We start from the raw sequence: 15549 nt of genomic DNA, 5'->3' as shown, positions 1-15549 counted from the left end.
ACCTTTTTGATTTAATTGCTTAAGCCCTCTTATGCAATTTTTTTGTAAAATGCTTTACTAACCTTATATTGTTTGATTATTTTATTGGTTTAATTTATATTTGGTTTATATTGTTTATACGTTTTTCAATAACGTTTACAGCAAAACCTTTAGATATCTTTATCTTAAAACTCTAGATTATTGATTTTCATAAGTGTATGTATTGTGGTTAACGCATGCAATAATATCATCGCCTTTGCACACGTTAACAACTTTATGCAAATTTTACTACTTATTTCTATAAGTTAAAGTATTCTTTAGCATTTCTATATGATATATCTTGAACTATACTTCCTAAAAGTTCTATATTATGTGGAACTTCCCCATTTTCAACCCATTCGCCAATAAGATTACATACTATTCTTCTGAAATACTCATGTCTTGGGTATGATAAGAAACTTCTTGAATCTGTAAGCATTCCAACAAATCTGCTTAAAAGTCCTAAGTTAGCTAAGGATTTCATTTGTTGAGTCATTCCATCTATACTATCGTTAAACCACCAGCCAGAACCAAATTGTATCTTTCCTGGTATTCCGCCACCTTGGAAGTTTCCAAGCATTGTTCCAAGAACATAGTTATCTTTTGGATTTAATGTATATAATATAGTCTTTGGAAGTAAATCTTCTCTATTTAATGAATCTAAGAATCTTGAAAGTGCTTCTGCTACTTGTCCATCATTGATTGAATCAAATCCAGTGTCAGCTCCTAATTTATTAAACATTCTTGTGTTATTATTTCTAAGAGCACCAATATGAAGTTGCATTGCCCATCCTAATTTATGATAAATCTTAGCTACAAAACCTAAAGTGAATGTTTTATACTTCTTTTCTTCTTCAAAACTAATTGCTTCACCTTTTAATGCTTTTGCAAATATTTCTGCTGCTTCTTCTTTAGTCGAATCTGCATACACTACTGTATCTAAAGCATGATCTGATACTCTACATCCAACTGAGTGGAAGAATTCAACTCTTGATTCAAAAGCTTGTAAGAATACTTCATAATCATTTATTACTTTACCTGATACTTCTTCTAATTTCTTAACCCATGGTAAGAATGTAGCTCTATTTATTTCTATTCCTTTGTCTGGTCTAAAAGTTGGTAAAACCTTTACGTCAAAATCTTTAATTTCTTTAAGTTTTATATGATACTCAAGCGAATCAACTGGATCATCAGTTGTACATATTGCTTTTACATTAGACTTTTTAATTAAGTCTCTTGCTGCAAAATCACCAGCATTTAGTATCTCATTAGCCTTGTCCCATATCTGAGGAGCAGTTTTTTCAGTTAAAGGTTCATAGATTCCAAAGAATCTTTGAAGCTCTAAGTGAGTCCAATGATAAAGTGGATTTCCTATAGCAACTTGCAATGTCTTTGCCCATGCTAAAAATTTATCATAGTCACTTGCATCTCCAGTTATAGTGTTTTCATCTACTCCATTACTTCTCATTGCTCTCCACTTGTAATGATCCCCGTATAACCAAACTTCAGTTATATTTTTAAATCTTTTATTCTCATAAATTTCCTTAGGGTTTAAATGGCAGTGATAGTCAATGATTGGCATATTTTTTGAATAATCATGGAATAATTTTACTGCTGTTTCATTTGATAATAGAAAATTCTCATCCATAAATTTTTTCATAATAATCACCTTACTTTTCATTTAACTTTTATAAATTGTTCACGTGAACAATCACTTACAATGTTATTATAATCGTTTTCTTAAAAGAATACAATAGGAAAATGTTCACGTGAACAAAATTTTTGTGAAATTATTCACTATTTTTTATAAATGCATTTATTAGTATTAGTTTGTATGGTTTACGGTACTTTTTAGCGCTTCTCGTTTATACATCTATGTAAAAATATTCAATATAGTATTTATAAAATTTCTTTGCCTCAAAGCCATGCTCTTTCTTCATTATACTTCCGCATGCAATAAAAATGGTAGGTATACTATTTATACCTACCAGCTTAAATACATGCACCACAAAATATAACTCAAATTTTCTAAGTCTCTTGTGAAAAGCAATAGAAAGTTATAAAACTTTTTATTGATTTTATTGGTGCATTTCTTATTTCATCCAATCCACTACTATTCCATATTGTATCTTAACAACTAAATCTTCATATTACTACTTACCTTTATTTTGTCTAGATTGTTCATTTAATTGCTTTGCTTCTTCTACCCCACTGCTCATTGATCCTGAAGTTCCTGAGTTAAATGATGCAGTTCCACTAGCTGAACTTGACATGCTTCCTTGACTTGATTGCTGATTTAATTGTTTTGCTTCCTGAATTTCTGGACTATTAGCATTTGTGCTACCAGCAGAACTAGTCATTCCGCCTTGTCCTTGTCTTGATTGTTGATTTAATTTTTTAGTCTCTTGTACCCCATTCTTATTAGTAATCATAATTTTAGTCTCCTTTTCTACTTGCAATTTTTTAGTAAGTCTAATAAATTTATTAAAGTCATACTCACCTTTTTATTTGACTTACGAATTATATCTTGTGTATTTATTTCTTACTTATCACAAGTAAATGAAACTATAATTAGTATATTAATGGGGATTTATTTAAAGATGTACAATTTCAGCCCGAAGTCTATTTTTAAAACTCTCACGGCTTCTGGTAATATAATTTAAAAATACAATTTTTTTCATGAAACGCTACATCCATAAAATTTATTTTATAGACATACTACTTCATATAGTTTTCTTATTTCAAGTTTAGCTTTATAACTAGAATGGTTATAATAGTTAAACTTATTACAATAGATAATGAATTCAAAAGACCTGACTTTTCTTTATCCCCACCACATTTTATGGTATTAATCACGTTTAGTGCTGACATAGGAGCAAACATTATTAATACTACTATAGTTTTTACTTCATTAGTAAACGGACTATATTTATAGAATAAATATGCTATAACTGAGTTAATTGAGTAACGTATGAAAAGTGATGTCCACACTTGTCTTAAAATACCTTTATCGAATACAATTTCGAAAGACAATCCTATCATGAACATAGCTAAAAAAGCATTAGCATTGCCGATTAAACTTGCTATACTATACACAGCCTTAGGAAACCTAATATCAGTAAAATAACAAAAAAGCATAACAATATATACATCAAAAGGCACAGATGAAAATATTTTATGAAGAAAATCCTTAACATTGAACTTTTCTTTACTTGTTACTTGAGATGCTATTGCATAGGTAACTCCTGTACACATAATAGCATTTCCTGCATCAAATAGGCACGCAACTACAATCCCAAGACTTCCTAAAAAGCTTTGTAGATATGGCATAGCAAACGTACCTATATTGTAACCGGAATAATTTATGATATTGAAGGCTCTATCCTTTCTGCTTTTTCTTAGTGCAACTAAATATCCTATACCACTCATGATCAAGTTCATGCATAAACCTATAACCGTTATAGAAATCAGTCGTGTATCTTTTTCAAAATTTGCAAATGCTGCTATAACAGCAGCAGGAAGAGTTATATTCATTATGAGTTTCATTATAGTACGTTGGTCTTTAAAATCAAATAATCCTTTCCGTTTTAATAAATAACTAATTATTATGATAAATATATAACCTGCTGCTTTAATTAGAACTTGATCCATCGCTTCAACTCAACTCCATATTCTAAAAACTTTCATTACAAAACACTTATCTAAAACAATAAAGATTTATTGACCTATAAGCAATATTTTTTCAAAATCTGAAACAACTATTTGTTCCGCTGAACTGATAAACTACTTCAATCATTTTAACTATTAATTATGTTTTAATTGGTAAATAGACTTTATTTAGAACTAACTTATCCATAGCAATAGGCTTATTTATATAGCAAAAAAATATCGCCAGAATTCCTTAGAATTATGGCAATACTTTACACTTGAACTATCATATTATTCATACTTTTATTTATATCTATATTTAATAAGATTATTAAAATTAATTGATTATGCAGGAGATGCTATATGAGCGAGCAACTAGAATTAAATCATTGGATGCATAACCAATTAATTTCAAAAAGGTTCTAAACAAGAGCTCCTTATTTATTAGTCATTGTATTTAATTCATCTGCTAAGGTAGCTATTTCAGTTAAGCTAGCAGTAACTTCTTCCATTGCTGCTGATTGTTGCTCTGCATTTTCGAGAGTAGCATTTGAAGTTTCCATTGTTCTATCCACAGATTCTTGTATCTTTCCTGTAAGATCCATTATCATGAAGGCTGTTTCCTTTGAATTTTGAGAGAGTTTTCTTATTTCTGTAGCTACTACTCCAAAGCCTCTTCCTGCCTCACCTGCTCTCGCAGCTTCTATTGCAGCATTTAATCCAAGCATTCTAGTTTGATCTGCAATACTCTTTATCGAATCCAATATAGTATTTATTTCTATAGAGATATTTTTCACATTTGTTATCTCATCATTTAGATTATGCTGATTATTTGCTACGTTTGCAGAAGTTGCATTTAACTCTTCCATAGTAGCTGATATTTGACTAAAGTTTTCTGAAAGCACTTGTGACATATTGCTTAGCACAAGTTGTTCATATCCAGCTCTTGATAATGAGTTAGCTACTATAAATAAAACTTCTGCTGCTGATTTTACGTTTTCCTCTTTAGTCATATAAACATTTCTTGCTGCATCAACGTATTTATCCTGATTAACCCCTATTTCCAAAGCAGTTTCTCTAAAGCTTTTTTCCTCTGGACTTGAGGTTAGAATTTGTCCACCTAAAATTGTTCCTATTAAATGCCCATCTATCATTATTGGTGCTGCAAAGTCAATTAATCCAGCATGACATTTGTAAATATAAGGTCTTCCAGTTCTTGCTGCTTCCTCTCCACCTTTTTTATGAGACTGAGCACATCTGCTCTCACCAACACCAGTTGATTGTGTTAAATTAATACAGAAATTCGTATAAGAACTAGGTTTTGTAACCGGTGTTCCATTTCTGTCTACTGTTACGCTTGCAATATTCATACCCGTAGCAAAATTATCCTGAAATGTCTGCAATAGTTTAAGATCTATTACATCACTTATTTCTAAAGCTTCAAGATCCAATTCCCCATTATTTAATCTCTTAATCATAAAAAACCTCCAATAATTCCCCTAAATTTTATTATCCACTATTTTTATATATCCCTAGTTATATTATCGTACATATCTATCAACTACTTATGTGATTTTTATATTTTATTAAGGTACTTTTCGATAAATATCCTATAAAATTTATGGAAACATTTCATTTAAGTGTATAAAGTTCATCTATAGATAAATCAGTTCCATATAAAATCTAAATTACTATTAGTAGTTAAAATCACTTCTAATATATTTTAAATTCATGTAACTAGGATATCTACTCCTCTGAGCGGATGAACTACTTCAATCCGAGATCTATTTTATACACTTTAACTTAATCCTATATTTAAGAATATTGTTAAAATTTTAATGTCAATGTTACAGAACAAGACAAAAAGAGATTGCATACAAACCCTTTCAATCTGCATGCAACCTCTTAATTTGTTTTGATAATATTTAATTTATTCCATATGGTAATACAATATTTGATGAGTTTGTTGGAGCGCTAACCTTTACTTCTCCATTACCTGTACCAAATAATATATAAAGACTTACTTTAACCTTTCCGTTTGTAAAATCCTTATACTCTGATCCAGATACAAAGGAAGAAGCTCTCTTAAAGTTTTCGTAACTTCCACTATTCACTGCTCCATCTGTTGGCATCATATCTAGACTTTCAACCCTATCTACTACACCGTCGCCGTCAAAGTCATAGGATATATCTCCCTTTATACCTTCACCTACTGCTAAACCATTAAGATATAGTTCTGCAGAAGTATTTCCATTCTTATTATAGCTTCCGTTTAAATTGTCTATGGTATATTCTACATGAGTTTGATCTTGTAGCAATACATCTTTAGCTTCACTAGTACCTGGAGTCAATGATAATTTTCCTCCTGTAGTTAAATATAAAGTTTTGGTAGCAACTACTGGATCTAAATCCCCTACCTGAGTACCATATACTTCAAATTCCCATAATGAATATCCATAAGGCAATGCTCTCTTTATTCCAAGCATTCTTACATATCTTGCCTCAACCTTATTCATAGAGATTTCATCAATAGCACCATCACCATTGCTTTCAGTATAAACATCTTTCCAATCAGCTTCTGTTGGATTCATAACTGAAGCAACTTGAATCTTATACTCTTTTCCGTAGGCACCTTCCCAGTTTAGTAAAACCTTATCTAAACTATATACTCCCCCTAAATATACTGATATCCATTGGTTGTCGTTAAACTCAGACTCCCATCTTGTACCCTTGTCTCCATCAAGAGCATTCTGAGCTGGCTTTATATTTGATGAAGCAGCCGCAATCTTATTTAATGCAATGTTTGTACCCGTAACTGGTGGTACTGGCGAATTTTTAACCAATCCATTTATAGCTGTTGTTAGGCTTGCTACAGCACTGTCTACCTCTGCTTGAGTTGCATCAGTTTTAGCATTAACTGCAATTGCATTTGATAAGGCATTTTGTAGTGTCTGCCAAGATGCTTGAGTATAGTCAGCCTGCACCTTGCTTTGTGCTTCATTTATCTTTGAAACTAGTGCTGTTTTATCTACTGATACTTTAACTTCTTTTATAGATACATCATCAATAAATACATGATGCTCTCCACTAGGAGTTACATTAGTTCCATCTTCGATATAGCCTAAAAGATAAGTTAAATTCATATTTGTATCTTGAGTTGGTTTTAATGTATATTTATAAACTGCATCTTTATCTGAAGTAATGTTAAAGTTAACCTTAGGACTTCCGTTGTAGTTTGTCATTTCTGCTATAATTGGACGATTAACTGTAGACCATGCCTTAAAGCTAAGCTCATAAGTTTTATTTGCAGAAAGTTGTATTCCTTTTTGTGCAAACTGAGTTGACCAGCTAAATGGAACACCCCACTCATCATCCTTAGCTCCATGATAATTAATCTTTATATCAGCTACTCCATCTGCAATAGTATAACTTGACCAATCCGGAGCATTGTTCCAGAAGTTCCAGTTTACATCTCCAAGCGACATATCTCCATTTAATACTAGATTACCGCTGCTTGGGAATATCTTTTGAGTAACTGAAGTATTTGCGTATCCACTAGCTTCCACTGAAATATTGTAGCTTCCCTCTGAAGTAAATAATTCTGGTGCTAGAGTAAGCTTTCCTGAGGATAAAGTATATTTACTCTTTTCAATAAGCGCATCATTTATCTTTACTGCAGTTATTGCATTAGCCCAAGCATCATCTTGACCAAAAATAATATCAATTGGCTGCCCTGCATTATTATTAGTTGAGTCTGCCCCTAGCATAGGTGGTTTTTTCACTGGTGCATTTTTAACTTGAAGTACAACATTGTCTATAAATACATCTCCTACAGCACCTTGTGGTGTTTTCCCAAGGATAAATTTAAGTGCTAATACATCATCAACTGTCATCTTGAAACTATACTCAAAATGCTTAGTTTGTGGTGTAAGAGCTATAAACCCAGAGTCAAATCTTCTGGTGTAGGAGCTGTTTTCAAGAGTAGCTTCAATATCACGATTTACAGTAGCTCTTGCATCAAAGGATACTACATATTCAAAGCCCTTGCTTAATTTCATATTTGATTGATTAAGCATAACATTCCAAGCTTCAGTTCCTAAACTTTGAACACCTACTTTTGCCTCTCCGTTTACCACATCAAAACTTGCATTAGCTCCTTGAGTAAATGGCTCCCATGCATTTAATCCAAGCGAAAAATCACCATTCTTAAGTGGGAATAGATCTACACCTGTGTAATCAACATTATTATTAGTTGTTCTAATTAGTTTTATATTATCTAGATAAACATCAACATTTGTTCCACCCATATTAAATACAAGTTGTCCTTCAGTATCAGTTACCCCTTGAGGCATTGTAAAATCAATAGTTTGTTTTGAGGAAGCAGTACCTAAATTTAATATTTGTGTTGCGTAAACTGTACTTCCATCTTTGCTTAACAGTTTAACTTCTATATCTCTAGCTGAAGCAGCTCTTCCATCAAAGGTTAGTTCATAGGAATCACTTTGAAGAAGGTTCATACCTTTTTGAACTAGATTAACTGCATTTCTAGAAGTTCCTCCATTATCAATAGCAGCTTTAAATTCTGTTGCATCTGGGTTTACAGAAGCCTGTGCTATAGCGCCAGAAGTATTAAAGTTCCAAAAAGCCATACGTTCCATAGTGCCTAATTCAAAGTTTCCATTATATACATGGTTTCCATCATCTAATGGAGTTTTTGCTGCGTTTGGATCGTAAAGACCATCAACTTCTTCAACCTTTACATTTCCTATCCATACAGCAGCGTTATTAGTTCCCATGTTAAATTCCATCCTAGCTAATGTATCTGTATCCGCTTGCATCTGGAACCTATATTCATAGCTTTGAACAGAATCTTTAAGTGCAACATCAAAGTTATCTGAATATGCACTCCAGCCTCTATCTGCTCCACCACCAAATTTCACACTGATGTTTCTATTAGCAGCAGCTTTGCCATCAAAGGTTAGCTTATAGTATCTTCCCTTAGCCAATGCAACATTTTGAATAAGCTGTAATGCATAGTTTTGTGTACCCACATTGGTTATATTAACCTTCGCAAATCTTTCACTATTAATTGTATCTATGGATACATCCCCTGCTCCACCAGCATCTGGCACGTGTACAAAGTTCCAGTTCTCAGGATTTAAGCTTCCTGTAGTAACTTCTGTAATTGGCTGATTGAAGCTAACATCATGAACATAGTTACCGTCTATCGGCTGCTTTGCATCAGCTGGTAAAGTATCTTTTGTTAATATTGGTTCTACTGGCTGTTTATATTGTCTTCCAGTTAAGTCATAAGCACGTACATAATCTACTTCCATCTTTGCTGGGAAATCACTTGCAGAAGGTTCAACTCCTCCATCAAAGTTTCCACCAACAGCTAAGTTTAAGATTATATAAAATGGCTTATTAAATGGTGCTGGATAAGCGTTCTTATCTGGCTGACCTGCACTTTGGCTAAACCAATTGTTAGTAGTTTGATATAGATTTCCGTCTACATACCATCTTATTTCACCTGGCTCCCATTCTACTGAATAAGTGTGGAACCCTGTTATATCTTGACCTGTAGGGAAGTTATAAGTTGCTCCTGTAGATTTATTATTTGGCCATGGCTTTCCGTAGTGGAGTGTACCAGCTATACTATCAGGCACACGACCTCTAGCTTCCATAATATCTACTTCTCCAGAAGAAGCCCAAGTTCCATAAGCAGAATCCTTTGGCATCATCCAGAAGGCTGGCCAGAAACCTTGACCTTTAGGAAGCTTCATCCTAGCTTCGAACTTTCCATATTGCTGACTAAAAGTTGGACTAGTCCATAGTCTTCCAGAAGTATATGTCTTACCATTTTTAGCTTCTGGTTTTGCTTCTATTACTAAGTTACCATTCTCAACTTTTATATTGTCTTTTTGATAATACTCTTTTTCGTTATTTCCCCAGCCGTCTATTCCATATTCAGCTCCAGTTCCATTTTGATATGCCCATTTATCTAAGTTAACACCATTGGTATCAACATTAGTACCTGAACCATCAAATTCATCATCCCAGGATAATGTCCAATCACTCTTGGCTTGGATAGTTTGAGTAACTTCAGCTCTTTCAAATCCAGTAGCTTTTACATCAATAACATAAGCTTTTTCTGCTGTAAATTGATCTGATTTTATAGTTATTGCACCAGCATCTACTGTGTATTTACTGCTGTCTATAGTATTTCCATCAATAGTCAAAGCTGTTATAGCATTTCTCCATGCAGAGTTGTCACCAAAAGTTAATTTTATATCTTGGCCAAGTTCATTCCTATCTGCATCTGGTGATAAAGCTGGAGCAGCTGGCAAGTGAATATTATCAGCTGTTTCTGCTAATTCTCCTGTTGCATCCTTTGCACCTTTCACTTCAAATCTTACATTATCGATGTAAACATCATGAATACCTATTTCACCAAGACCATCTACCTTACCTAATAAGAACTTTAGACCTGCTACATCATCTTTATCTATAGTAAATTCATAGCTATAAGTCTGAACGTAGTCTTCTAGCTTAACCATCTTATCTAAATAACGAGTGTAACTAGAATTTTCTGTAGTAAGCTCTATTAATCTTGGAGTAGTTGATCTAGCATTAAAGGATACTGTATAAGTCTTTCCCTTCGATAAAGCTAAACTTTCTTGATAAAGCATTACATCCCATGGATTGTTAGCCGCACTATAAACATGGAACTTCATGCCGCCATTTTCAACTGAATATTTAGATTCGTTATCCCATGTATCATATCTTCCTTGTACAAATTCATTCCAGTTAGTTGTTCCATCTGTAAAATATCCATTTTTAAGTGGAAATGCTTTTTCTCTTGCTCCCTTTTCTTCTACTCTTACATTATCTACATAAACCTCATGTGAAACATTGTTTACTGTTCCATCAACCTTACCTAGTAATAGCTTAAAAGAAGCTAGCATATCTGAATCCAACGTCAACTCATAATTTAAGGTTTTAGTAGTTGTTGATATACTTTCATTCTTAGATAGATATCTGTTTCCATTAGCATCAACCACAACCTCAACAGTTCTTGGCATAGTTGATCTAATGTCTAAAGATACAACATAGGTTTTACCCTTATATAGTTGGAAGTCATTTTGCATTAGCATTACATCCCATGGGTTATTGCCTATACTTGAAACTAGATATTTTAATTGACCATTTTCCACTTTTGCTGATGAAACCTTATCCCATCCGTCATATCTACCTTGTACAAAATCAGTCCATTTTGTCATTCCGTTTGAGAAGTCACCATTTTTAAGTGGAAACTGATCACTTAATGAAAGCTCGCCTGTGTTGTTATTAGTTAATCGAACCATCTTTACATTATCAAGATAAACTGTTTCAGAACCTAAACCTAATTTAAATACTAACTGCCCTTCTGTATCAGTAACATTTGGCATAGTAAATTCAAAGGATTTTTCTCCCATAGTATTAGTTAAATCTATGGTTTGATCACCAGAGTAGTTTGTTCTTCCATCCTTACTTACGAGAGCTACTTTAATCTGTCTAGCTGCTCCCGCTCTACCATCAAAGGTAACCTTATACTTATCAGTAGGGAGTAAATTCATTCCTTTTTGAAGAAGATTTATAGAATCAGCAATATATCCTCCATTTGATATTGCGACTTGAAGCTCTCTTGTATTTGGATCAACAGATGCCACTGAAGAGCTTCCTAGGTTTTGAAGATGCCAATATTCCATTCTATCCATAGTGCCAAGATCAAAACTTCCATTGTACACATGATTGCCGTCCTTTAAAGGTTCCTTAGGAGCATCTTGATCATTTAAAGAATTAATTTCTTCAAGTTTAACATTTCCTACCCAAACTGAGTTTGTATTAAGCCCCATATTAAACTCTAACCTTGCCAATGGATCAGTATTCGCCTGCATCTGGAAGGTAAATGCATAACTCTGTAATTCATTTTTTAAGTTTACATTAAAGTTATCAGAGTAAACTTGCCAACCACGACTTGCATCTCCGCCAAATTTCACAGCCATAGTTCTAGCAGCTGATGATTTTGCATCAAAGCTTAACTTGTAGTATCTTCCTTTCGCTAAAGCTACTTTTTGTATCATTTGAATTGAGTGAACTTGTGAACCAGCATTAGTTATATCTACTTTTGCATACTTATTGTTGTTTATTGTATCTACTGATACAGAACCAGCTCCACCAAATTGACTCTGGTGTACAAAGTTCCAATAAGTATTATCTAAAGATTGTGTATCTGAAGTTATATCAGTAAAACCTTTTTCATAATTTGTGTCGTAGACATAGTTTCCATCTACGGCTACTTTAGAACCATCTGGAAGATTGTCTTTTTCCATTACAGGTTCCACTGGAGCCTTATATGGTCTTCCAGTGAGATCATAAACTCTTACGTAATCAACTGACATAGTTGCAGGAATATCTGATGCTGCTGGTACTCTTCCACCATCAAAGTTTCCACCTACTGCAAGGTTTAAAATCATATAGAAATCCTTATCAAATGGTGCTGGATAAGCATATTTATCTGGTTGATTTTCTCCTTGACTGAACCAGTTGCTAGTAGTTTGATATAGATTTCCATCTACATACCATCTCATTTCGCCTGGTTCCCACTCTATTGAGTAAGTGTGATATCCTGTTATATCCTGTCCACTTTGGAAAGTATAATGATTTCCAGTAGACTTATTATTAGGCCATGTTTTACCATAATGTAGAGTTCCTTCTACTTGGTCTAAAAGACGTCCTCTGGCTTCCATTATGTCTATTTCTCCTGAAGATGCCCAGGTTCCATATTCAGAGTCCTTTGGCATCATCCAGAAGGCTGGCCATAATCCTTCTCCTTTTGGCATCTTTATTCTTGCTTCAAACTTTCCATAAGTTTTGTCAAAGGTAGGATTTGTCCAAAGTCTTCCTGAAGTATATGGCTTTCCATTTCTACCATCATTCTTTGCTTGTATAACTAAATTACCATCTTGTACTTTAATATTATCCTTTGTATAGTACTCCTGTTCATTATTTCCCCATCCATCTAAGCCGTATTCAGCACCAGTTCCATTCTGATATGCCCACTTACTTAGATCCACTCCGTTTGTATCAAGGTTACTTCCTGTACCATCGAACTCATCCGACCATACAAGAGACCATGGATCCTCAGGAGCTTTTGGAGCTGCTACATTTATTTCTATAGAAGTTGTCTTATCTGTTCCTTCTAGAGTTCCATTAAATACATATTGAGTTGCCTTTGAAACATTTCCATCATAATTTGAACTATCCCATGTTGCTTTAACACTTACCTTTATCCCGTTTGATAAAGTAACCTCAACGGTTTCAGGTAAAGGTAGATTTTGAAGTGCTGTACCATTATCAATATATATTGCAGCTGGAGCTGCTACTGAAATCACATAAGGGGCACCAACATTTACAGTTATACTTGCTTTAGTAGTAGTTCCTTCAACTGTTCCTTGAAGAATAAATGCTTGCACTCCAGATACATTTCCGTTATAGGTTGAGGTATCCCAGCTTACATTTGCTGTTCCTACAGTTCTATTTGATAGATTTACATTAACTGTCTTTGGAAGTTGTAAATCAGCTGCTGGTGTTCCATTTGCAACATTAACTGAAGCTGGATTAATAATTGATACTATTGTTGGAGCTTCATTTTTTGATCTCACATATACTATTATTTCAGCCGTTTCTTTGCATTGTTCTAGCTTTCCTTTAAAAGTGTAGGTTTCTGCCTTAGTCTTCTTAGGATTATATTTTTCTATATTCCAAGTAACCTTAGCTGTTCCGATTGTGCCATTTGACATTTTTACTTCTACTGTTTTTGGTAATAAAGATAGTAGATCTTCATCTAAAATGCCGTTTCCTACAGTTATTGAAGAAGGATTCTTCACAGAAACTACAGTAGGATTTCCTACCTTAATATTTATAACTGTAGTCTTAGTTGTTCCTTCTACTGTACCTGTAAAAGTAAATATCTTTTCTACAGCGGTATTTCCGTCGTAACTTGCAGTGTCCCAAGCAACCTTAGCATCGTTTCTATATCCATTGGACCATTTTACTTCTACTGTTTTAGGAAGCAGTTTCTTCACTACATCTAGTGCAGTTCCATTATTAACAGTAACCATCTTAGGTTCCTCAATTGAAGCTGCAAAAGGACTTCCTACCTTTACAGTTATATTTGCAGTAACTTTTGTTTGTCCTTCCAAATCCCCTTTAAAGTTATATAGAGTTTCTTTTGATACATTTCCATTATATCCACAAGTATTCCAAGAAACCTTTACTGAATTGTTAGTACCGTTGGAAAGTTTAACTTGTACAGTTTTAGGCAAAGTATTGTTTAACTCACTTAAAGAAGTTCCATTCTTCACAGTCAATGTAGACGGTTCTACAGCAGATACAACAAAGGGACTTCCAACTTTTACTTTTAAAGTTATCTGTTTATCATATCCGCTAACAGTACCTTTCAATTCAATGTTTGTTTCTTTGTCCACATTTCCATTATAATTTGAAGTATCCCAAGTGACCTTAGCATATACTACTGTTTTATCACTTGTTATAGCACTAACGTATTTAGGTAGCCCAATCTCCTCTAATTTTGTGCCATTGTCAACTTCTATTTGTGATAATTCCTTTATGGATTTTATATATGAATTAGCTACATTCACAGTTATTTTTGTAGTTAATTTTGTTCCTTTTATTATCCCGCTAAAGGTATAACTTTCGCTTGGTTTTGTAAGAGATACATAATGAGTTGTATCCCATATTACCTCTGCTGCACCTTTAGTATAATTTGACATAACCACATTTAATTTTGCCGGAAGAAGCTCAATTATTTCATTAAGCTTGGTTCCTTTTTGAACATAAAAATCATCAGGTTTAACCACGCTTTTTACTGTAGTGCTACTAGAATCATCAGTACACGCCTTTACAGTTGCAACTAATGCAGGATTAATTCCCATATCTCCTAATATAAATAGCATAGCTATAAACATTGAGATAAAGCGCTTAAAATTCTGTCTAGATGACTTTTTCTTATTAATTTTTGATAATTCCGCCATACTTTCCCCCCTAAAGTAAGATTTTGAACAACTCTAAACTTAGGACTATAAACGATTACAGTTAATAAAAAGACTTTATACTTTTGCTTTTCCCCTCCTTAGATCAATATTTATGACATTACTTTATCATCAATTCTACTTACGATTCTCCATCATTAAAGCATCTCTTGAAATTTATTCATTATATTCTAAGCGATATAATTGAATTACACTATTAATGAAGTACTATTCTTTATAAAATAATGATAAAGTTAAGAGTAACTAGTGCGAGGTATTATTTGCAAAACTTAATTTGAGATTTATAATTACAATGATTATTGCAGATATGCCATAATGTTCCATTATTCATATAAATTATAGGTATCTGTTTAAACATTTACAACGGCACTTTTTTTGGATATGCAGTGCTTTTTTTATATGTTTAATTTTTTCTGCAGTCAATTTTACCTAGTTACGCTAATAGCCTTTTAGAAGCACTTTTCACCATGAAATATAATCTTTATTTATAAAAATCTAAGTTAGCCATAGTAGTTAAACTATTTTAAGGACTAACTTAGAAATATCATTTATAAAAAACACCTATACTAATTATAGTATCGATTTGTTTTGTTACTTTAAATTTTACCTACTAAACAACACAAATCCAGGAATAAAAGTTCCTAATATTGCAAGAATTAAAATAGCAATTCCGCCAAGTTTATTATTATGTCTTTTTAGCAAATTCAACCCGTAAGTACAAGTATAAAAGCAACTTCCTAACATAAATAAAAAAAGTAAAAATTTCATT

Annotated in this window: 6 protein-coding genes; all 6 read right to left on the bottom strand. The window is 33.1% G+C overall.

Annotation, left to right across the window (positions count from 1 at the left end):
• Positions 1-277 precede the first annotated feature (277 nt).
• Entirely contained in the window at positions 278-1678 is a 1401-nt protein-coding gene (uxaC, locus tag OCU55_RS01530) for a glucuronate isomerase (RefSeq protein WP_261850556.1), read from the bottom strand.
• 493 nt (positions 1679-2171) lie between these two features.
• Positions 2172-2450: a hypothetical protein gene (locus tag OCU55_RS01525; RefSeq protein ID WP_261850555.1), complete on the bottom strand. Its 279-nt coding sequence runs from the start codon at positions 2448-2450 to the stop codon at positions 2172-2174.
• Positions 2451-2754: 304 nt separating this feature from the next.
• Entirely contained in the window at positions 2755-3669 is a 915-nt protein-coding gene (locus OCU55_RS01520) for an AEC family transporter (protein WP_261850554.1), read from the bottom strand.
• 434 nt (positions 3670-4103) lie between these two features.
• Positions 4104-5144, bottom strand: a complete 1041-nt coding sequence (locus OCU55_RS01515; RefSeq protein ID WP_261850553.1) for a PocR ligand-binding domain-containing protein — start codon at positions 5142-5144, stop codon at positions 4104-4106.
• Positions 5145-5591: 447 nt separating this feature from the next.
• Entirely contained in the window at positions 5592-14762 is a 9171-nt protein-coding gene (locus tag OCU55_RS01510) for a carbohydrate binding domain-containing protein (RefSeq protein WP_261850552.1), read from the bottom strand.
• Between the two features lie 621 nt (positions 14763-15383).
• Positions 15384-15548 (bottom strand): hypothetical protein, encoded by a 165-nt coding sequence (locus OCU55_RS01505; RefSeq protein WP_261850551.1) that lies wholly within the window; start codon positions 15546-15548, stop codon positions 15384-15386.
• Position 15549 lies beyond the last annotated feature (1 nt).

The organism is Clostridium folliculivorans, from assembly GCF_024341905.1.
Taxonomy (GTDB): domain Bacteria; phylum Bacillota; class Clostridia; order Clostridiales; family Clostridiaceae; genus Clostridium_AR; species Clostridium_AR folliculivorans.
The sequence above is the reverse complement of the archived record's forward strand: the minus strand, read 5'-3'. Positions and strand labels throughout refer to the sequence as shown.